This is a genomic window from Paenibacillus jamilae (assembly GCF_050482105.1).
In the GTDB taxonomy this organism is placed as follows: Bacteria; Bacillota; Bacilli; order Paenibacillales; family Paenibacillaceae; genus Paenibacillus; species Paenibacillus jamilae_B.
On the sequence record NZ_JBCNHI010000024.1, the window covers coordinates 1 to 19772 of the forward strand.

The 19772-nt window shown below is 44.9% G+C and carries 20 protein-coding genes; 3 read left to right on the forward strand and 17 right to left on the reverse strand.

What is annotated here, in order from left to right; genetic code table 11:
• Positions 1 to 23 precede the first annotated feature (23 nt).
• The 7 genes from ABEW32_RS23830 to ilvB all read right to left on the reverse strand — a co-directional run bounded on the left by ABEW32_RS23830 (position 24) and on the right by ilvB (position 7908).
• Positions 24 to 440, reverse strand: coding sequence for a hypothetical protein (locus ABEW32_RS23830; RefSeq protein WP_064963921.1), 417 nt, complete (start codon positions 438 to 440; stop codon positions 24 to 26).
• Between the two features lie 260 nt (positions 441 to 700).
• Positions 701 to 1240 (reverse strand): peroxiredoxin, encoded by a 540-nt coding sequence (locus ABEW32_RS23835; protein ID WP_013370083.1) that lies wholly within the window; start codon positions 1238 to 1240, stop codon positions 701 to 703.
• 332 nt (positions 1241 to 1572) lie between these two features.
• Entirely contained in the window at positions 1573 to 2649 is a 1077-nt protein-coding gene (gene leuB, locus ABEW32_RS23840; RefSeq protein WP_430192435.1) for a 3-isopropylmalate dehydrogenase, read from the reverse strand.
• Between the two features lie 205 nt (positions 2650 to 2854).
• On the reverse strand, positions 2855 to 4396 hold the full coding sequence (locus ABEW32_RS23845) for a 2-isopropylmalate synthase (RefSeq protein WP_430192437.1): 1542 nt from the start codon (positions 4394 to 4396) through the stop codon (positions 2855 to 2857).
• Between the two features lie 124 nt (positions 4397 to 4520).
• Entirely contained in the window at positions 4521 to 5513 is a 993-nt protein-coding gene (ilvC, locus tag ABEW32_RS23850; RefSeq protein ID WP_013309387.1) for a ketol-acid reductoisomerase, read from the reverse strand.
• A 162-nt stretch (positions 5514 to 5675) separates the two neighbouring features.
• Complete coding sequence (ilvN, locus tag ABEW32_RS23855; RefSeq protein ID WP_016820552.1) at positions 5676 to 6161, reverse strand: acetolactate synthase small subunit; 486 nt, start codon at positions 6159 to 6161, stop codon at positions 5676 to 5678.
• 1 nt (position 6162) lies between these two features.
• The gene (gene ilvB, locus ABEW32_RS23860) at positions 6163 to 7908 is read right to left on the reverse strand and encodes a biosynthetic-type acetolactate synthase large subunit (RefSeq protein WP_290409002.1); all 1746 of its coding nucleotides are present in this window, start codon (positions 7906 to 7908) and stop codon (positions 6163 to 6165) included.
• Between the two features lie 614 nt (positions 7909 to 8522).
• Between ilvB and ABEW32_RS23865 the strand changes: the two genes are divergently transcribed.
• On the forward strand, positions 8523 to 8963 hold the full coding sequence (locus tag ABEW32_RS23865; RefSeq protein WP_430192439.1) for a GNAT family N-acetyltransferase: 441 nt from the start codon (positions 8523 to 8525) through the stop codon (positions 8961 to 8963).
• 34 nt (positions 8964 to 8997) lie between these two features.
• Here the strand turns inward: ABEW32_RS23865 and ABEW32_RS23870 are convergent, their stop codons facing one another.
• From ABEW32_RS23870 to ABEW32_RS23915, 10 genes are all read right to left on the reverse strand, one after another.
• Positions 8998 to 9351 carry a hypothetical protein gene (locus tag ABEW32_RS23870; RefSeq protein WP_430192441.1) on the reverse strand — a complete coding sequence of 118 codons (354 nt, stop codon included), beginning with the start codon at positions 9349 to 9351 and terminating at the stop codon, positions 8998 to 9000.
• A 259-nt stretch (positions 9352 to 9610) separates the two neighbouring features.
• On the reverse strand, positions 9611 to 10570 hold the full coding sequence (locus tag ABEW32_RS23875; protein ID WP_010349245.1) for an ABC transporter permease: 960 nt from the start codon (positions 10568 to 10570) through the stop codon (positions 9611 to 9613).
• A gap of 1 nt (position 10571) precedes the next feature.
• A complete protein-coding gene (locus ABEW32_RS23880) occupies positions 10572 to 11651 on the reverse strand; it encodes an ABC transporter permease (RefSeq protein WP_430192443.1) in 1080 nt (359 codons plus the stop codon).
• Positions 11644 to 13182, reverse strand: a complete 1539-nt coding sequence (locus ABEW32_RS23885; protein ID WP_430192445.1) for an ABC transporter ATP-binding protein — start codon at positions 13180 to 13182, stop codon at positions 11644 to 11646. The genes ABEW32_RS23880 and ABEW32_RS23885 overlap by 8 nt, the downstream gene beginning before the upstream one ends.
• A gap of 137 nt (positions 13183 to 13319) precedes the next feature.
• Entirely contained in the window at positions 13320 to 14357 is a 1038-nt protein-coding gene (locus ABEW32_RS23890; RefSeq protein ID WP_016820568.1) for a BMP family lipoprotein, read from the reverse strand.
• Positions 14358 to 14726: 369 nt separating this feature from the next.
• The gene (gene rplT, locus ABEW32_RS23895) at positions 14727 to 15086 is read right to left on the reverse strand and encodes a 50S ribosomal protein L20 (RefSeq protein ID WP_007429517.1); all 360 of its coding nucleotides are present in this window, start codon (positions 15084 to 15086) and stop codon (positions 14727 to 14729) included.
• Positions 15087 to 15138: 52 nt separating this feature from the next.
• A complete protein-coding gene (gene rpmI, locus ABEW32_RS23900) occupies positions 15139 to 15339 on the reverse strand; it encodes a 50S ribosomal protein L35 (protein WP_007429516.1) in 201 nt (66 codons plus the stop codon).
• 20 nt (positions 15340 to 15359) lie between these two features.
• A complete protein-coding gene (gene infC, locus ABEW32_RS23905) occupies positions 15360 to 15857 on the reverse strand; it encodes a translation initiation factor IF-3 (protein ID WP_007429515.1) in 498 nt (165 codons plus the stop codon).
• Between the two features lie 320 nt (positions 15858 to 16177).
• A complete protein-coding gene (locus ABEW32_RS23910) occupies positions 16178 to 17416 on the reverse strand; it encodes a glycosyltransferase family 2 protein (protein WP_430192447.1) in 1239 nt (412 codons plus the stop codon).
• Positions 17417 to 17436: 20 nt separating this feature from the next.
• Positions 17437 to 17613: a hypothetical protein gene (locus ABEW32_RS23915; protein ID WP_430192449.1), complete on the reverse strand. Its 177-nt coding sequence runs from the start codon at positions 17611 to 17613 to the stop codon at positions 17437 to 17439.
• A 405-nt stretch (positions 17614 to 18018) separates the two neighbouring features.
• On the opposite strand from ABEW32_RS23915, the gene ABEW32_RS23920 reads away from it, so the two are divergent.
• Positions 18019 to 18546, forward strand: a complete 528-nt coding sequence (locus ABEW32_RS23920; protein ID WP_430192451.1) for a phosphatase PAP2 family protein — start codon at positions 18019 to 18021, stop codon at positions 18544 to 18546.
• A 51-nt stretch (positions 18547 to 18597) separates the two neighbouring features.
• Positions 18598 to 19731 carry an MGDG synthase family glycosyltransferase gene (locus tag ABEW32_RS23925; protein WP_430192659.1) on the forward strand — a complete coding sequence of 378 codons (1134 nt, stop codon included), beginning with the start codon at positions 18598 to 18600 and terminating at the stop codon, positions 19729 to 19731.
• Positions 19732 to 19772 lie beyond the last annotated feature (41 nt).

Consider the following 19772-nt stretch of genomic DNA (forward strand, 5'->3'; position numbering starts at 1 on the left):
GAGCTTCTTTGGTGTGTAGGATGTCAACTGCCGCTCTTATTATGTTGAAGCCGGGATCGTCTTTGACTCATAACAGCCAATCTTCTCTTAAGCTCTCCCTGCCATTTCTCATCGTTCATCTGTTTGGCTACCGTCAATAAATCCAGCGACATGTCAATTTGGCGCTTTACAATTTCAAAAGCATCTTCACTCTCACGATTTACACAATTTTCAAATATCGTATCATCGTCTTCCATGACATAATCCTGAAAATCAATCTCGGATGCCCCATCTCCATGTGCATACTCAGCCAAAATTTCATATTCATTTTCGACCTTATAATGAACTTCAATGCGACGACACACCGGGCAAAACAGCAAAGGAACATTATGGACTTGGGTGCGGTAATGCTTCAGCGTTCCCTTGGTTCCTACCATGCTTGCTCCACAGCAATAACTCATCCGGGCTCAGCCTCCTCTGAACAAAACCTGTTCTGCCTTGTTTATCTTCTACAATACCTTATTCGCTTTCATCAGGCAAAATTCCTCCAGAACACAACAACATTTCCATAATTATTTGTTACTTCACTCTGTATTACATGATTCAGACAGGTTATTTCCATATCTTCCACTGCACAGTGCAGGCAAGCAAGCCCCCAACAACGGCAGAATAACCGCTTGTTGGGGGCTTGCTTGTTTAAATTCAACTTGTGAAGCTAATATTACAGATTTTTATCGCCTGGTTTCCAGTTCATTGGGCACAAGCCACCGGATTGCAAAGCTTGCAGTACACGCAATGTTTCTTCTACACTGCGGCCTACATCGTTGTGGTTAACCACTTGATATTTCAATTCACCTTCTGGATCAATGATGAACAAGCCGCGCAATGCAACGCCTTCTTCTTCGATCAGAACGCCATAGTCGCTTGCTGTTTTTTTCGTGATGTCAGAAGCCAATGGGAAGTTCAATTTGCCCAGACCGTTGTTTTCTTTAGCTGTGTTGATCCATGCTTTGTGACTGTGCACAGAGTCCACACTGATACCCAAAATTTCAGTATCCAGCTCTTTGAATTGGTCAGCTGCATCGCTCAATGCTGTAATTTCTGTCGGGCATACAAAAGTGAAATCCAGTGGATAGAAGAAAAATACGAGCCATTTACCACGGTAATCGGAAAGTTTCACCGAGCCAAATTCTTGACCGTCTCCAGATACTGTTTCCAATGCAAAATCAGGTGCGGGTCTTCCTACCAATCTTTCTGCCATAATGTGAAATCCTCCTTTAAAATATGTAAGAAAAACACTAATGGTGCTTTCCTCAATCATCTGTATTGTGATAACAACCTACTTGATAAATGTTATCATTCGCTGAAATCAAAGTCAATATTATAACCATTACTTTTTTATAATTATTTTAAACTAGCTTAAAAATTCACGATTTATTCACATTTTAGACTTCCTGACATACAAGTAGCTCCTGATTGCTCAGGAGCTACTGTTTTCAAATATTGGTGTCAAATATTTGTGTGAAGGCTATACTGTATAACCTCACTATATAATAGGAAGCTTTTTTTCAGAACGATGCATTTCCGAAGGATTTAGCGAATAGCTGCTGCGATCAAATCACCCATTTGAGCTGTCGAGATCGCTTGAGATTTGTCCACTGCGATATCTGCCGTGCGGTGTCCTGCATCCAATACCTCAGCTACTGCCTTCTCGATAGCGTCGGCTGCTTTCTCGTAGCCAAAGGTGAGGCGGAACATCAGAGCAACGGATAAAATCGTTGCAATCGGATTCGCCAGTCCTTGGCCTGCAATATCAGGCGCTGAGCCATGCACCGGTTCGTACAGTCCGAAGCTGCCTTCTCCAAGTGATGCAGAGGAAAGCATACCGATGGACCCGGTCAGCATAGCTGCTTCATCACTGAGAATGTCACCAAACATATTTTCCGTTACAATGACGTCAAAGCTGGATGGACGGCGCAGTAATTGCATCGCACAGTTATCGACCAATACATGCTCTAGCTCGACATCTGGGTAATCTACAGCGACCCGGTTAACGACTTCACGCCATAAACGGGAAGTTTCCAGGACATTAGCTTTATCCACTGATGCAAGTTTTTTGCGACGTTTTTGTGCGATTTCGAAAGATTGGCGAACAATGCGCTCGACTTCTGTCACATTATATGCGCAAGTATCGACCGCTTCCTCACCCTGAGCACTCTCTCGTCTGTACTTCTCTCCGAAATAAATGCCGCCTGTCAGCTCGCGCACAACGATCAAGTCCGTTCCTTCCAATACTTCGGGTTTCAATGTAGATGCGTCCTTGAGACAATCGAAAACGACAGCAGGACGAAGATTTGAAAACAGACCGAGCTCTTTGCGAATACCAAGCAATCCGGTTTCAGGACGAAGTTCCTTAGGATTGTTGTCCCATTGTGGTCCTCCTACCGCTCCCAGTAGGACGGCATCTGCTGATTGACATACGGCCAGTGTTTCTTCCGGCAATGGAGTCCCCTTCTGATCAATAGCAATCCCGCCGAACAACGCATGCTCTGTTTCAAATGAAAGACCAAACACTTCTTCCGTACGCTTCAAAATTTTCTCTGCCTCTGCGACCACTTCAGGTCCGATTCCGTCTCCCGCTATTACTGCAATCTTTTTAACGTCTGCCATCACGTACACTCCTCTTGTTATACAGCCCTACGACTGTATTTCTCATACCTTCTTTGTAACATATATAGCAGGGCTTTGACCAAGATATAGAATCTATCAATTCAATAGGCCTAGCCTATAAGCTGATTATTTCATCAGGAAATAAGAAAACAGGACCGGTAACATCCGATCCTGTCTTTATTCATTTCTTAGGCTAGTATAGAAATTAGGATTTGTAATCTACGCGATTGCTGTAATTTTTACGCTTATCAATCAAACCATTTAGTGCATCTACATAAGCCCGTGCACTTGCTTCCAAAATATCGGTGCTTACCCCGCGTCCTTGTACAGACATTCCGTTTTGAGTCAGCACCACATGTACTTCACCTAGAGCGTCCTTGCCATGGGTAACAGATTTGATGGAGTAATCAGAAAGTACAACACTTTCGCTGCTGGCTTGGTCAATCGCATTATAGATCGCATCGACTGAACCATTCCCTTCAGCCTCTGTTTCAATAACTCGACCTTCATCGTTAACCAGGCGCACTTGTGCGGAAGGCGTAGCCTTGTTCCCATAAGTTACGAAAATGGTTTCCAGCTTGAAGACTTCAGGTGCGTCAGCCAATTTTTCTTCCAGCAATGCCAAAATATCATCGTCTGATACTTCCTTCTTCTTATCAGCCAAATCCTTGAACTGACCAAATGCACGATTTAATTCTTCTTCGTTCAATTCGTAGCCCAACTCGACCAAACGCTCACGGAAAGCATGCCGCCCTGAATGCTTACCCAGTACGAGCTTGCTTTCTTTCAGACCGATGCTTTCCGGTGTCATGATTTCATAGGTCGTCTTTTCCTTCAGCATGCCGTCTTGGTGAATACCTGATTCGTGTGCGAAGGCATTGGCACCTACGATCGCCTTGTTGCCCGGCACGACCATCCCTGTCAAGCGGCTAACCAAACGGCTCGTGCGTGCAATTTCAGACAATTGCAGAGATGTTTTGGCCTGGAAAAATTCCTGTCTCGTCTCCAGTGCCATCGCGATTTCCTCAATGGCCGTGTTCCCCGCGCGTTCACCGATACCGTTAATGGTACCCTCGATCTGATCTGCGCCGTTCAGGATGGCCGCGAGCGTATTTGCTGTAGCCATTCCCAAATCATTATGGCAATGTGCGCTCAATTGAATCTTCTCCACATCGACTACATTTTGCTTGATATGTTTGAATATACTTCCATACTCGTAGGGTGTTAAGTAACCTACTGTGTCTGGGATATTGACGACAGAAGCCCCTTCCTGTACAGCCATAGTGACCATTTCAACTACAAAATCAAGCTCTGTGCGCCCTGCATCCTCCAATGAAAACTCCACTTTTGGCAAATACTTCAACCCATAACGAATGGCTGCACGAGCAGTTTCCAATACCTGTGCCTTCTCCATCCGCAGCTTATGCTGACGGTGAATTGGAGAGGTAGCCAAAAAGATATGGATACACGGGTCCTGTGCTCCCTTTAGTGCCTCGCGGACCGCATCAATATCCTGTTCTCTTGCACGCGAAAGACCAATAACGGTTGAATTTCTTACAGCTTTTGCTACTGCATTAACAGCCGCCAGATCACCCGGAGAAGCAGCCGGAAATCCAGCCTCCATTCGATCGATTCCCAGCTTTTCCAACTGATGGGCGATCTCCACTTTCTCACGAGTATTCAAGTTCACGCCAGGTGACTGTTCTCCGTCTCTCAACGTTGTGTCAAATATATATATTTTGCGCAACCTAACGCACCTCCTCAGGATTGGGACCCTTAAATTACAATGCGGCTCACGCATTAAGCAGGGCCGCATTGTAATTAATATTTATAAATAATTCATGTTGTCGAGCTTATAGTACAAAAGGTTGTTATTTTTTGATCCAATGCATCATTTCACGCAATTGTCCGCCCACCACTTCAATCGGATGGTTAGCTTCATTACGACGAGTAGCCGTCAAGAATGCACGTCCAGATTGATTTTCAAGGATGAAGTCACGAGCAAATTTGCCTTGTTGAATGTCAGTCAATACATCCTTCATAGCTTTCTTCGTATCTTCTGTTACCACACGTGGTCCAGTCACATAATCACCATATTCTGCTGTATTACTGATGGAATCACGCATTGTAGCCAATCCACCTTCATACATCAGGTCAACGATCAGCTTAAGCTCATGCAAGCATTCGAAGTATGCCATCTCAGGAGCATATCCTGCTTCAGTCAATGTTTCAAAGCCTGCTTTTACGAGTGCGCTCACACCGCCACACAATACCGCCTGCTCACCGAACAGATCCGTCTCCGTTTCTTCACGGAAGGAGGTTTCAATTACGCCCGCACGTGTACAGCCGATGCCTTTTGCGTAAGCAAGACCGATTTCTTTCGCTTGGCCTGTTGCGTCCTGTTCAATTGCAATCAACCCTGGTACACCAAATCCTTCTACATAGGTACGACGTACCATATGTCCTGGGGATTTTGGAGCAACCAGCAATACATCGCTATCTTTAGGAGCTACGATTTGTCCAAAATGAACGTTGAAACCATGGGAGAACAAAAGTGCTGCGCCTTTTTTCAGGTTAGGTTCAATTTCATTTTTGTAGACAGAAGCTTGAGTTTCATCAGGCAACAAAATTTGAACCACATCTGCACGGCTTGTTGCATCAGCTACGTTTAGAACTTCAAAACCGTCGTTTCTTGCGACATCAGCTGATTTGCCTTCACGCAAACCAATAACAACATTCACACCACTGTCACGCAAGTTTTGTGCTTGAGCATGTCCTTGGCTACCGTAACCGATAACGGCCACTGTTTTTCCTTTCAATACGCTGAGTTCTGCATCTTTTTCGTAGTACGTTGTAACTGCCATGGTTAATTTCCTCCTTTTAATTGGACCCTTCATAATGAGCGGGTACTCCAAAAGACTTCTCCCCTTGAATGGCTATAAAAATCTCCTCGAGCACCCGCTCTTATGCGGGCGGTTCTTTAATGATGTAATGCGCTATAAGCGGTAAATCGTTAAAGCTTCATATTATGCATTGCCACGTATCATAGCTGTAACCCCGGTTCGGGTCAACTCGCGAATACCATAAGGCTTCAGCAATTCGATCATTGCATCAATTTTTTCGGTATCGCCAATGACCTGAACGATCAAGCTCGTCGTACCAACATCAATTACAGCTGCTCTGAACGTTTCTACCACACCCATAATTTCTGGTCGCTGAGGCGGTTCGGCCTTTACCTTAATCATCGCCAGCTCCCGAGCAACCATCGGCTTGGAACTGAGATCGATGACCTTGATCACATCAACCAGCTTATAAAGCTGCTTTTCAATCTGCTCCAGGTTGTTCTCGTCTCCTACAGTCACTATGACCATACGGGATAATCCAGCTTCTTCCGATTGACCGACGGTGATGCTCTCAATGTTAAAGCCACGGCGGCCAAACAGTCCAGATACACGTTGCAAAACGCCGGGATGATCATTTACCAGTACAGCAATGGTATTTTTCGTCGTCATTTTACTCGTCCCCCATCAGCATTTGATCAATGGTCGAACCTTGCGTCACCATCGGATATACATTTTCTTCCTTGCTGACTACAAACTCGACAACGACCGGTCCGGGTGTATCAAGCGCCTCCTGCCAAGCCCGACGTGCTTCTTCCTTATTCGTAGCACGCAGCCCTTTGACACCGTATGCTTCGGCCAGTTTCACAAAATCCGGGCTTCCAGCCAGATCAATGTGACTGTACCGATTGTCATAGATCAATTCCTGCCATTGGCGAACCATTCCAAGTACCTGGTTGTTGATAATTACGATTTTGACTGGAATGTTGTTGATTGCACAGATGGCTAATTCCTGTGAACACATCTGCATACCGCCGTCTCCGTTAATCGATATTACCAATCTGTCGGGATTGGCCATCTGAGCGCCGATGGCAGAAGGGAAACCAAATCCCATCGTACCCAGTCCGCCAGAGGTAACCCATGAGCGTGGCTGATTAAATTTATAATACTGTGCTGCCCACATTTGATGCTGTCCTACGTCCGTCGTAACGATTGCTCCGCCCTTGGTCGTTTTATCCAACAATTCGATAACCCATTGTGGCTTAAGCACCGTTTCAGAATCCTTATAAGAATAAGGCTTCTCTGCCTTCCATTGCTGAATTTGCGCTCTCCATGCATCTGCCAGGTCTGCGCGTTTCACATCCTGATTCAGCAATTCCAATACTGCTTTCACATCGCCTACGATTGGAATATCCGCGGCCACATTTTTTCCAATTTCCGCAGGGTCGATATCAATGTGTACGATTTTTGCTTGAGGAGCAAATCCATCCAACTTGCCAGTCACCCGATCATCAAAGCGGGCACCGATACAGATCAGTAGATCTGACTGCTGAATCGCCTGGTTGGAAGTGTATGTTCCGTGCATTCCCGGCATCCCTGTCCAGAGCTCATGTCCACTTGGGAATCCTCCCAATCCAAGCAATGTTGTCGCAATCGGAATTTCCGTTTTACGAACAAACTCGTAAAGTGCTTCATGTCCGCCGGAGTATACAACTCCACCACCTGCCAGAATGAATGGACGTTCTGCTTCGGCAATAGCTTGAGTTAGCTTGTCTAGTTGAATTTTGTTGGGCAATACTTTCGGGTTGTAACCCCGCATGGTCACAGGCTCTGTCTGTGGAACAAACAATGTCTGCGCTGCAGAAATGTCCTTCGGAATATCAATCAGTACTGGTCCTTTTCTGCCTGTGTTGGCAATATGAAATGCCTCATGAATGATTCGCGGCAGATCCTCTACATCTCTCACCAGGTAGCTGTGCTTCGTAATCGGCATCGTAATTCCCGTGATATCAGCTTCCTGGAAAGCATCTGTACCGATCAGGGAAGATACAACGTTGCCCGTGATGACTACCAACGGCACCGAATCCATATAAGCCGTCGCAATGCCAGTTACCAAGTTTGTTGCTCCTGGTCCGGAAGTCGCAATGCAGACACCAACTTTACCGCTTGCCCGTGCATAACCATCTGCCGCATGTATAGCTCCCTGCTCGTGACGAGTGAGAACATGCTTGAAATCCTTAAAGCCGTACATGGCATCATAGATATAAAGCACCGCACCACCAGGATACCCGAAAACACAATCCACTCCCTCCAGCAAAAGGCTACGGAGTAAAATTTCCGAACCTGTAATTACTTCAGGCTTCATCCACTTTTCACGTAATTCATCGGTTGACCTAACTTCAGGAATTTGTGCACTCATTGGTCATCCTCCTTTACAAAATTTACATACAGCTGACATTTGTAAAAACAAAAAAACCTTTCATCCCTAGAACAGACTTGCTGTTACTGAGGGACGAAAGGCTGTAGCTTCCGTGGTACCACCCGTGTTTGCCCGATATTTCGCAATATCGAACCTTAGTAGGTACAGAAATCACAAAGGATCTCCATATCTGACGTCTGTAACGTAGACCATACGATTTTCCCTAATAGGCAATTCAGCGCACCTGTTAATATCATTGGGCCCGAATACTTTTCAGGAAAACAGCTCCAAGGTGAGCTCGTTAAAAAGGGATTTTGGTGAAGCTTGCAGCTAATGCCTCACTCTCTGAACAAAAGAGCCCTAATCACTTCGTCCTCTTCATTGCCGTTGTGTTCATGTCATTCTTTCAAATGTTTAGACACATTATATGTCCCCCATCTGGGATAGTCAATACCCATATTTCATAAAAATTTATGTTTCTCTGCTTAAGCACCTTTGAGTCGCACGCTCGTAAGAGGTACCCGCATATGATAAAAAAGACCGCACAGTGAGAAATTGTACTCCTCCAAAGCTATGTCATATCTTGTTAAAAGGGTAAAAAAGGAGGCCCGTTTATGATTCGCAAACGATGCGCCCAAGATGACAAAATGATCTTTCGTTTAATCGAGCAAGAGCTTGTCCCCCTATCGCATTTAAGTGCCCAAGAAATGGATCAAATACGCAAAGAATTACCCCGGCGCTTAAACCGGGGCATCACTTTTGTAGCTTGCAGACCGGATAATGCACAGGTTGTTGGCTTCATTCATGTTATGCTGCATGGAGAATTATTATACATTGACTTGATCGCAATCTCTTCGGCTCATCAAGGTAAAAGGTACGGAAAAAAGTTGCTGGAGTATGCTGAGCAGTACGGCCGATTGCGACACTGCAAGCGAGCTAAAGTGATGGTGGACGAAGACAATGTGCGAGGGATCCATTTTTATCTACGTCATCGGTACCACATGCTGCGATACGTGGCTCTAAGCCGATGCCACGAACTCGAAAAGTCTCTGTGAAAAGTATGGTATTCGGGCTCGTGATTTTGTAAAACTAAAAGAAGTTAGGGTAAAAAGGATAGCCTACCCCAGGGTAGCCCCCGTCTGTGTACGGTCCATATTGCGGACCATATCCCGGCCCTCCTCCATATCCTGGACCTCCATATCCTGGCCCGTAGCCACCGTAGGCACCAACGTATGGAGCTGTGCCAATAGCCAGCAAGTCAAAAAGCACCAGAGGAATAATCGCCTTCGTGTTTACTTTTTTCTTACGGTTTGGTTGGAGAATCAGTCGGTTACCTGAAATGCGAATCAGCTTGCCACTGACCCGGGAGCCATCCTTACGTGTAGCGAAGATGACTTTGCCGACAAGCTTCTCCACCTGCTTTCTGGTTACTGCCTGTTTCATCGTATTTCCTCCTTCTTTCTCAACGGATGGACAGATTGAACGGCTCCTTGATAGCTCACCACCACCACAAAATAGACTGGAGCTGACAGGGGCCGAGCGTCCGTCCAATCTGCATAGCACAGTCTATTCCATTCAAGCCATAAGCGTATGTTTAAATGCCTGCACAATGTAAAAAAAATCCGGTACCTGCACATGCAGATACCAGATTTTCATATACACCAATATGTGTATTTAAAAACTTTTAGTTATATAAGAGTTATTAGCGCTTGCTTGGATCATACAATTGACCCAAAGCAGCCGGAGCGCGTGAACGTCCAACTGCCGCTACCAGCACAATAATTGTGAGGAGATACGGCAACATAAAAATAATTTCCTGGGGAATACTTTGCGACCATGCAAACAACTGCACATAGTTGCGAATGGCTTGTGAAAAACCGAAAAACACTGCCGCTCCAAAAGCACCGAGCGGATTCCATTTACCGAAAATCATAGCCGCAATAGCAATATAGCCCTGCCCCGAAACGGTATTATGTGAGAACATATTGGTTGTAGTCAAAGTGATCGTAGCTCCACCAATCCCAGCCAACGCACCACTAATCATAACACCGATGTAACGAAGACGATTGACTTTGATCCCCACGGTATCGGCTGCACCCGGATGCTCCCCTACTGAACGCAACCGCAAGCCAAACGGAGTTTTATACAAAGTAAAGTAACCGATAATAACTAATAGAATAGCTAGATATGTCGTTGGATAGGCTTGGAAAAACGCTTTTCCTGCAATCGGAATATCCACAAGATAAGGAATGGATATCTCGTTAAAACCTTGAATTCGACCGGTGTCCCCATCACCCTCAAATAACAGCTTAACCATGTACAGCGTACTACCTGCTGCCAGAAAGTTAATGACAATCCCGCTGATTACCTGATCAGCCTTGAACGTAATAGAGGCTACAGCATGAATTAGCGAAACCAGAATACCGAACACCGCAGCTGACAGCACACCTACCCAAGCCGCAGAGGTGCCACCTAATCCTGCTTGCTCGGCATAAAACCCGCCCACACCTGCTGCAAACGCACCAAACACCATAAGTCCTTCCAGCCCAAGATTCGTTACACCGGATTTTTCCGAAAAAACTCCGCCAAGAGACGCAAAAATAATCGCCGTCGCAAAAACGAGCGTTGTATGGATTAATTCACCAAGTGTTAACCAACTCATTTTACAACACCTTCTCTTTCTTCCGCTTGGAGTAGAGCGGCTTTACAACCCAACGCACAATACCTTGGGCCGCAATGAAGAAAATAATCGAGCCAATAACTACCCGGATAATTTCTGGCGGTACATCCGCGCTAAAGCTCATCCCCGCAGAACCATACGTGAGCGTTCCGAACAAAACAGAACCGAGCAACACACCGAACGGATTATTCATCCCGATCAAAGACACAGCGATACCGTCAAAGCCGGTTCCTGGTGATCCTGCCATGACAGATTGATAATGGAAAACTCCCAGCACCTCAAAGGCACCCGCTAATCCGGCAAAAACACCACTAATAAACATCGCTTTTATGATATTACGATTTACATTCATACCTGCATAGCGGGATGCATCCTCATTAAATCCGACAGCCCGGAGCTCATAGCCCTGCTTTGTTTTCCACATGAAAATATAGAAAAACACTGCCGCCAGCACAGCGATAACCGTGCCCCAATGAACCCGAGCATTCCCCATCATCTGGGACAACCAATCAATGGAAATGGAAGCGGAAGGTTGGATATCCACAGAACGATTTTCACCTTCCATAAGTGCGAACTGATTAATTACCAAATTAGCCAAATACAGACCGATCCAGTTCATCATAATACATGTAATAACTTCGTTCACGCCTCGCTTGGCCTTCAAATAGCCAGCAATCGCAGCCCAAAGGCCTCCGAAAACTGCTCCTGCGATCACAGCCAGCGGTGCGTGAATGATAGCAGGTAGCCCATGAAGTTTGATACCCACAATCGAAGCAGCAGTCATCCCGACCAAAAACTGACCTTCACCACCGATGTTAAACAACCCGGCACGAGCCGCAAAAGCAAATGCCAAGCCTGTTAAAACCAACGGTGTCATCTCACGGATCGCTTCGCCAAAGTTGTAGGAATCTCCATACACACGGCTAAACAAAGCGGAATAAGCCACAATAGGATCATACCCGCCAATCAACATCACGATAGCACCCAGAATGAGGCCTAGAATAATAGAGACCAGAGCCAGAACAAAGGAGTCTTTTGTGAATATTTTCAATAGGTTAGCCATTCTCTACTCCTTTCTTCACTGCACTTCCTGCCATCATCAGTCCCAGTTCCTGGTCATTCGTTTCTTCAGGCAGCACTTCCCCGACAATCTTGCCCTCATAAATAACAGCAATTCGATCGGATACATTCATAATCTCGTCCAGCTCAAAAGAAATGAGCAGTACCGCTTTACCTTGGTCCCGCTGAGCAATCAATTGTTTCTGAACAAACTCAATAGCTCCGACATCCAGCCCACGTGTAGGCTGCGCCGCAATGAGAAGGTCTGGGTTTTTATCAATTTCACGCGCTATGATTGCCTTTTGCTGATTCCCGCCAGATAGCGATCTTGCCTTGGTATGAATATCTGGTGTTCTCACATCAAACTTCTCGATAAGACTTTTTGCCTGTTTTTCTATAGCGTCCTTGTTCAAGAAGCCGTTTTTACTGTAAGGCGCCTGATAATACGTCTCCAGCACCATATTTTCACTCATGGAAAAATCGAGCACCAATCCATGCTTATGGCGGTCCTCCGGTATATGTGAAACGCCTGCCTCTGAAATTTTGCGCGGTGGCTGATTGGCTAATTCTTTCCCGAGCAAACGGATGCTTCCGCTATCCACCTTGCGTAAGCCTGTCAAAGCTTCAATCAACTCACTCTGTCCATTGCCGTCTACCCCAGCAATCCCCAAAATCTCGCCAGCCTTGACTTGCAGGTTCAACTCATTCAGAACATGAATGCCATCCTTGTTTTTAGAAATTACATTGTTCATTTCCAGTACAGTTTGTCCTGGCTGAGCGAGCTTCTTATCCACTTTAAAGGACACACGACGGCCTACCATTTTCTCCGCCAGCTCATTCGGTGTTGTTTCAGATGTTTTGACCGTATCAATAACTTTGCCTCGGCGAATGATCGTAACCGTATCTGCAATTTGCATAATTTCTTTGAGTTTATGAGTGATAAGAATGATTGATTTGCCTTCAGCTACTAAGCGTTTCATAATATCCAGCAACTCAGCGATTTCCTGTGGTGTCAGCACCGCTGTTGGCTCGTCAAAAATTAGAATATCCGCACCGCGATAAAGCGTCTTAATAATTTCCACACGCTGCTGCATACCAACAGATATATCCTCAATTTTGGCATTCGGATTTACCTGAAGTCCATATTGCTCAGACAACCGCCGTACTTCAGAGGCAGCCTTTTTATAATTGATTTTCAGACCCTTACGTGGCTCCGACCCAAGGACGATATTTTCGGTTACGGTAAACGGCTGTACGAGCTTAAAATGCTGATGCACCATGCCGATCCCCAGATCAATTGCCTTATTTGGGCTATCAATCTGTACGGGGTTCCCTCCCATTTCAATGGTCCCTTCATCCGGCTGATACAGTCCGAAAAGAATATTCATAAGCGTAGATTTACCCGCGCCATTCTCACCCAAAAGGGCATGAATTTCTCCCTTATGCAGCTTGATGCTGATGGAGTCGTTGGCAACGATGCCGGGGAATCGTTTTGTAATTTGCTTTAACTCAACGACGGGGGTCGCTGCATCCATGAGATCACCCTTATACACTTTATAGTATGTGCTCCAATGAGCTGATTTTGAACGTTATAATCTTATAACTCCAGACGTAAGAACAAGGCTAGTCTTATGAACCAGCCTTGTCGCCACCTTTATGTTCTTAACCTAACTTATTTCGAAGGAACTGTAATTTCACCTTTAATGATTTTTTGCTTGTATTGTTCTACAAGATCAAGCACGTCTTTAGGAACGTTTTTCGTAGATGTATCTGCCAAACCGATTCCGTTATCCTTCAGAGCCAGTGTTTCGACACCGCCCTTAAACTTACCGTCAATTACCTCTTGAGATACGCGTTTTACTGCTTCATCTACGCGTTTTACCATCGACGTTAATGTTACTTCGTCACCAAACTCAAGGGATTGGTCTTTATCTACGCCGATAACCCATACTTGCTGACCTTGCTGCTTACGTGCAAGTGCTTCGTTAAATACGCCTGTTCCTGATCCGCCAGCTGCATGGAAAATAATATCTGCACCATCATTGTAGATCGTTGCTGCAGCAGCTTTACCTAAATCCGGCTTATCAAACGCACCCGTATAGTTCACAATCAGTTGTGCTTTTGGATTTACAGCCTTAATCCCTGCTTCAAACCCTTTTTCAAAACGTTTAATCAACGGGCTGTCTTGTCCACCCACAAAACCAATTTTGTTTGTTTTAGTAAGCTTACCAGCTACTACCCCTACCAGGAAGGAACCTTCATTTTCAGCAAATACAACCGATTTGACATTAGGCGCATCCACAACACTGTCAATGATCGCCAAATTTTTGTTCGGATTGTCTTTTGCTACTTGTCCAATCGCATTCGCCAGATTAAAACCGATACCCCAAGTCAGGTTAAAATCACCTTTAACGAATTGATTCAGGTTAGGAATATAATCTTGGTCGGATTTACTTTGCAGGTATTTAACTTTAACGCCTGATTCTTTCTCAATAGCTTGAAGTGCCTCCCAAGCAGATTGGTTAAACGATTTGTCGTTTACTCCGCCCACATCTGTAACCATGCCAAGTTGGACATTTGATGTTTTGGCAGAACCGCCTGCTTCTCCACCATTTGCGTTGGAAGCACCTTGATTTTTGTTACCGCAGCCTGCGAGAATGACCGAGATCGCCAGCAGCATAACCAAAGACATACTAAACAATTTCTTCATGCTGATACTGTTCCCCCTTAGTGTTAGATCCCTGGAGACTGTCTCTTTTCTTTAGAAAATGTATTTCATTTTCATGTCATTTACTGACGAGACAGATCGTACAGAAGACTTACTTTAGAGATTATACAATTATGATCGACTAAAATCTAGACAATTAATAACCTTGGGTCAATTTTTTTTAGAATCCCAACAATGTAAGCGTTACAAAGTTAAAAAAACCATACATTCTATCATCATACGTCATATTTATTCGTATTTTGAAGAAAATGAAGTCTTTTTTAATGTTAAGTATGTACAAAAAAAGGCGTCCCTACACAGCGTACTGCTTGGGACACCTTTGTTACCACTTTCGTGGTTTTCACGCCTTAATTAAGCGTTGATTTTACCTTTAGCAACAGTTGCCAAAGAGTTGAATGCATTAATATCATTGACTGCAAGATCAGCCAAGATTTTACGGTTAATGTCTACACCAGCCAATTTCAGACCGTGCATCAATTTGCTGTAAGACAAACCATTCAAACGAGCTGCTGCGTTGATACGCACGATCCACAGTCTGCGGAAGTTACGTTTCGTCTGACGACGGTCACGGTATGCGTAAACAAGCGATTTCATTACCTGCTCGTTAGCTGTTTTAAAAATGCGGTGTTTGGAACCAAAATAACCTTTAGCAAGCTTCAATACTTTTTTATGACGACGACGAACGACGAATCCGCCCTTTACTCTTGCCATATCAAAAGACCTCCCAAATAATGTTTATACTTTATTTATTGCCGTGCTTATGCTATTTCAGGTTAGCAAGACCTTGTTTCAAACGTCTAACGTCCCCAGGTGCCATCTCAGGGTTAGTACCCAGAACGCGTTTTGCACGTTTGGATTTGTGGGAAAGCAAGTGGTTTCTGTAAGCTTTGTAACGCGTCACTTTACCAGTACCGGTAATTTTGAAGCGGCCTTTAAGGCTGCTATGTGTTTTCATTTTTGGCATTGAACTTCCTCCTTAATTTGTCATTGACTCTTTGGAGCCAATATCATAATCATGCTGCGTCCTTCGAGCTTGGGTTGGCGCTCCACGGTACAAAGATCAGCAACTTCCGTTTTCACACGTTCGAGAATTTTTTGACCCACATTAGCATGGGTAATTTCACGACCACGGAAACGAACGGAGCATTTCACCTTATCCCCTTCATTCAGGAACTTCACCACATTGCGAAACTTGGTTTGGTAGTCATGTTCCTCGATGTTGGAACGGAACCATACCTCTTTGATGTCAACGATCTTCTGGTTTTTACGGGCTTCCTTTTCTTTCTTTTGTTGCTCATAGCGGAATTTTCCGTAATCCATAATCCGACACACGGGCGGCTTCGCTTGAGGCGCCACGTTCACAAGATCCAAGTTTGCATCAATCGCCATTTGTAGAGCTTCACGAGTCGGTTTAATTCCGATTTGTTCCCCGTTTGCACCAACTAGACGTACTTCTCTCACTCGAATCTCATCATTGATCATATGTTCCTTACTAATAACCCTCCACCTCCAGAACCTGTTATTGTTGTATTGTGTTTAAGCACAAAAAAGGGATGACGACTATGCAGCCGACATCCCTGTCTGATACTCAATTCATCATGAAAGTTAAATTCACAAATCATTGGATCATGACCAGCCGGCAATACCGGACAGGTGAGAAGTCGGACCTTCTGCTTGTTAATCCATACTTTTCAATTAACATACTCGAATATCATATCATGCTACTGCAGAGGCGTCAACACTTTTATAAAAATTAGGTGTTCACATCCTCTGTAGATTACATCGTTTGACTTCATTGCGAATTAGCCTTGCTTGCTCTGAACCTCTTCCAGACGAACGACTCGCGTATGCTGGGTGTGGCTCCATTGCTTGTTGTTCTGTGTGAAGAACGCATAGAACGTAATCGGATACCACGAAATCAGATAAACTGGGAACAGCAGCAAATACAGATATACTTTTTTGAACGTGACTTTTTCCAAGACCATCGCGATCAAGAAGGTGGCAATATTCAAACCAACAGCTACAACTCCGGTCCAAGCCGGGAATTGCACGTAGATGTTTTCAATATTAGGTCCACCAAACAATGCCATATCTATCCACATCGTTAATGTCATCAAGAAGGTGAACAGTACGATGTACACGTTCAAACCATAAAGAGCCATATCAAATTTAATCAGACTTCTATGCTTGATACTTTGCCACAGCAACGGGAAGAAATAACGACGAGCGACTGTGAAGTGACCTTGCATCCAGCGCAGACGCTGTCTGGACGAGGCTTTGAACGTCAACGGCTTCTCATCATACACCTTGGCATCGTAATTAAATCTTGGATATACGTTGCGTTGTGTACAACGCATTGTGAACTCCAAATCCTCTACCAGACTTGTTGCACCCCAGCCCATTTCCTTGAGCAGATTTGTTTCAAAGCACATGCCTGTACCACCGAGGAAATTAGCCATATTCAGGTTGTGACGTGACAGCTGCCACAGACGGTTGATGTACCAATAAGATACCCCGTATGCCGCTGTGATCCAAGAGTCCTCAGGGTTCTTAGTATCAATGTATCCCTGGATAACACGGGCGCCTGAGCACAAATCATTGTTCATTTCGCTCAAGAAATTGGTATGCGCCAAATTGTCGGCATCAAACATGACAATGGCATCATATTGACGCGGCATAGCCCATAGCTCTTTGAGCATCCACTCAATAGCATAGCCTTTACCACGTAAATTGGGATTCGTACGTTCACATGCATTCATGCCATGAGCACGAACGATGTCCGCTGTCTTATCTGTGCAGTTATCACAGATTACGAATACGTCGTACAACTCCTTTGGATAGTCAAGCTGCTTTAAATTTTCCATCAATGCTCCGACAACTTGTTCTTCATTGTGCGCAGCGACCAATATGGCGAATGTTTTTTCTGGAGCCGCCTGCTCTTTCCTTTTCTTACGAACCAATCCGAACAAGGAGAATGCAAACTGATAGACTGCGATCAACGCCAGTATTACCTGGAGTGTCACAAAAATAGCGTCTAACATGATCTCTTGTTACCCCCTTTTTATACCCCTTTAAAAATCTTGCGTTTGTCTGTTTCTTTATCTGTGTAGCGCAAGTTGCGGCGCTTTTGCGCGCCTTTTCTGTAGTTTTGACCCGACCCTTGCTTTCTTCTTTTGGCTCTGTGCAGCCCCCTTTTGGCTGACACAGGAATGCCATTACGATTTTCGTTGGTTTTCAATCTTTTGTCAAAGCCTCAAAACTGGTCTCAGCAGCAATAAAACACGACAAATTGCCATTTGAACCGAGAATGCGGCACTGGACCTCTTATTCATGTCGCTTAGATCTTATTTTCATCCATTTGCTAACTTTTTATTTCTTTGGTCCCTCCTTTTTGTGGGCCAATTAGCAACCACTTCTAATCACTCTATCTTATTAGACGGATGAACGCAAAGAAAGTTATACAATACAGCTTATATTCCATTAACATTTTTGTGTAGAATTGAACCAAGTAAGTAGTGATTCTTGAAATGAACAGCGTTTAAAAATATGATGAGAGCAAGAGAATAATTACTTAGACCTGATTCTGTCAAACTGATTCAAAATATTTGCCGACAGACCTGAACCGGCAACCGGAGGAAACCAAATGCAACGTCTAGTCGTAAAACTTGTAAGCCTGGAGCAGCGGCTGTTCAAATGGATCAACGGGCGCTTACACAACCGTTTTTTGAACTTTTGGCTGTATTATCTCACACATTTAGGCGGGGCTACCTTTACAATAGCCTCTACGCTTCTTATTTGGTGGCTCGCTCCGTATCCATGGAAAGATTCCGGTATGAAGGGAGCTATCGCTCTTGCGGTCAGTCACATCCCCGTAGCTATCGTTAAAAAGCTGTACCCGAGGATACGTCCGTACTTGGCGCTACCAGGTACAAATACATTCCGTAATCCCTTGTCGGATCACTCTTTTCCCTCAGGGCATACGACCGCTATTTTTTCAGCTACCGTTCCTTTTATGCTGCAGTCACCCATGCTAGCACTATTGCTGTTGCCTGTAGCGATAATTGTAGGTTTTTCCCGAATTTATCTGGGGCTACACTATCCCACGGATGTACTCGCAGGAGCAGTCATCGGAACGTCTGCAGCAATAGGTACGGTTGCATTCTGGCCTTAAAGCCGATATGGTATGATTGAGAACATCCCAGCAGGAACAGGTGAAATGAGAGTGGCTAAAAAACGAGTGTTATTATTATCGGAAGGTTTCGGTGCCGGACATACTCAAGCTGCCTACGCGCTCTCAAGCAGCTTGCGGAAGCTTTCTCCGGATGTGCAGACAAGAGTGCTGGAGCTGGGGAGCTTTTTGAATCCGAGAATGGCCCCGCTCATTATTACAGCATACAAGAAGACTGTTGTATCGCAGCCTCGCCTAGTCGGATTGGTTTACCGTCATCAATACAAAAAATCATTAAACCGTCTTACAACGCTCGCTTTGCACCGTCTGTTCTACACACAGACCCGAAATATTCTTCGGCAGCTTCGTCCCGATTTGGTGGTATGTACTCACCCCATCCCAAGCGCGGTCATTTCACGTTTGAAGCGCTTAGGTCTACATGTCCCGCTGTGTACCGTCATAACAGACTACGATGCACATGGAACATGGATTAGTCCTGAGGTTGACCGGTACTTTGTATCTACGCCTGAAGTCATGCGTAAGCTGCGCGCGCGCGGAGTACCCGTATCAAAAATCCAGGTGACCGGCATTCCGGTGCATCCCAATTTTTGGGAACATCCAGGGCACGATGAAATCAGAGAACAATTTGGACTTAAACCCATCCCGACAGTACTTGTTATGGGCGGCGGCTGGGGCCTGATGAATGACGAATTTATACATCGTTCGCTTACCGATTGGAGAGAAAAAATTCAATTTATTTTTTGTTTGGGGCATAATGATAAAATTCGTCGTAAAATGGAGCTAGATCCCCGGTTTAATCATCCAAATATTCATATTTTCGGATTCACACGGGAAATCGACAAATTAATGGAAGTTTCGAATCTGCTCATTACCAAACCCGGCGGAATGACATGCACCGAGGGGTTGGCCAAAGGGATTCCGATGCTGTTTCACAAGCCTCTCCCTGGACAGGAGGAGGAAAATTGTCAGTATTTTACGGCTCAAGGCTTCGGAGAACCGATTACTTCGCTGGATGTTGTCGTTAAATGGATGAACCGACTGCTATACGATTTTCCAGAAATCGTTCGCAAGCGACAGGAGCACATCCATAATGTAGCGCGATATTATCCTCTTCAGAGCGCACAGAGTATTTTGGATATACTGGAACCGAACAGGGTGCTTTCCTAATTGGAAGCACCCTGTCTTTTATACTTATTTATTTTGCCTGC